Annotated in this window: 1 protein-coding gene; it reads right to left on the bottom strand. The window is 62.0% G+C overall.

Annotation, left to right across the window (positions count from 1 at the left end; all coding sequences use genetic code 11):
• Positions 1 to 74 precede the first annotated feature (74 nt).
• Positions 75 to 1,271, bottom strand: a complete 1,197-nt coding sequence (locus tag CLV47_RS21750) for a DDE-type integrase/transposase/recombinase (RefSeq protein WP_202862744.1) — start codon at positions 1,269 to 1,271, stop codon at positions 75 to 77.
• Positions 1,272 to 1,373: the final 102 nt, after the last annotated feature.

The raw sequence follows: 1,373 nt of genomic DNA, 5'->3' as shown, positions 1-1,373 counted from the left end.
TGTGCTGTCTAGGTTGATGGGGGACACCGGTGTCTAGGTAGATATGGGACACGGTAACTGATGTAGTCGGCGGGTCAAGCGGCGATCAGCCGTGATCCTGATTTAGGGGTTGCCGTGTCGATATGTAGGTGGCCGAGGGGTTGCCCGTTGGGTTTGTAGACAGTGACGTGGTCACCGTCGGTGACGATAGTGAGCCGTTGCCTGGCGTAGAGTGCGCCGACTGTGATCGTGATCCCGGTGATCGTGATCCGCCCGGAGGAACTGGCTAAGAGTGTGCGCACGGTGGCGTCTTGCTGAATGGGTAGTTCACTGGGCCCGCCATGGAGGGGCTTGTCTTTCCATGCCTGTAGGGGTGGCTTGTTCCAAGCGCTGTGTCGCCGCTCGGTGTTGTAGTACTGCTGATACTGATCGCACAGGTCCTGCAGCTGGCGGCGGGTGCGTGGCGCGGTGGGTTGGTCGGCGAGCCATTCTTTGAAGGTGCGGTGGTGGCGTTCGACTTTCCCGCAGGTCTGCGGGTGATACGGCGAGGAATGGATCAGCCGCGCGCGGTGGCCGGTGCACGCGCGAGTGAACTGGCTGGTGCCTCCTTTGAGGAAGCGGGAGGTGAACGCGGGGCCGTTGTCCGACAATACGATCGCCGGCACGCCGTAATCGGTAAACGCGGCGCGGATCGCCGTGATCGCGCCGATCGAGGTCTCCGCGTCGGTGACGTGGGTCGCGACCAAGACGCGGGTGCAGTCATCGAGGACTTCGAACACGGTCGCCTTCTCGCCACCGAGCAGGCTGACTTCGGTGGCGTCGATTTGGTAGCAGTCCCGCGGGCGGGCGTAGGCGAAGCGGCGGTAGGAAGATTTCGGTCGTTTCTGCGGCTGCGCCTCGACGACGTTGTTGCGGGACAGGATCTTGTTGATCGTGGCCCGTGAGGGTATTCGCCAGCCTTTCTCGCTCCAGTGTTGTTCGGTAGCGACGCGGTCGAGGTGGTAGGCGATGTTGTCGGCACCGTTATCGCGGCGCAACTTGCGGCGTTGATCGAGTACGGCCTTCTCGACCTCGGGCGGGGTGTGGTGCGGGCAGTGCTCGGGCCGGTGGGACCGGGCCTGCCAGGCCCCTTCTTCGGTGATTCTCTTCTTGTGCCGGTAGGCGGTGCTACGCGGAATGTTGTTCAGTGCGCACCATCGTTTGAAGTCGCCGTCGAACGCGTCGACATCGTGATGGATCGAGGCGATGAGGGTGGCATCGAGCAGTTTCATGAGGGCATCCGTTCTGGGCATGGACCAAGTCCATACCTGTGATCGGGTGCCCCACATGCACTGCTAGCTCGTGTCTCATATCTGGGTGGACTTATCGTGTCTCACATCAACCGAGACTGGACA

Origin of the sequence: Antricoccus suffuscus (assembly GCF_003003235.1) — a bacterium.
Taxonomy (GTDB): Bacteria; Actinomycetota; Actinomycetes; order Mycobacteriales; family Antricoccaceae; genus Antricoccus; species Antricoccus suffuscus.
This window is presented reverse-complemented; position numbering and strand designations above follow the sequence as displayed.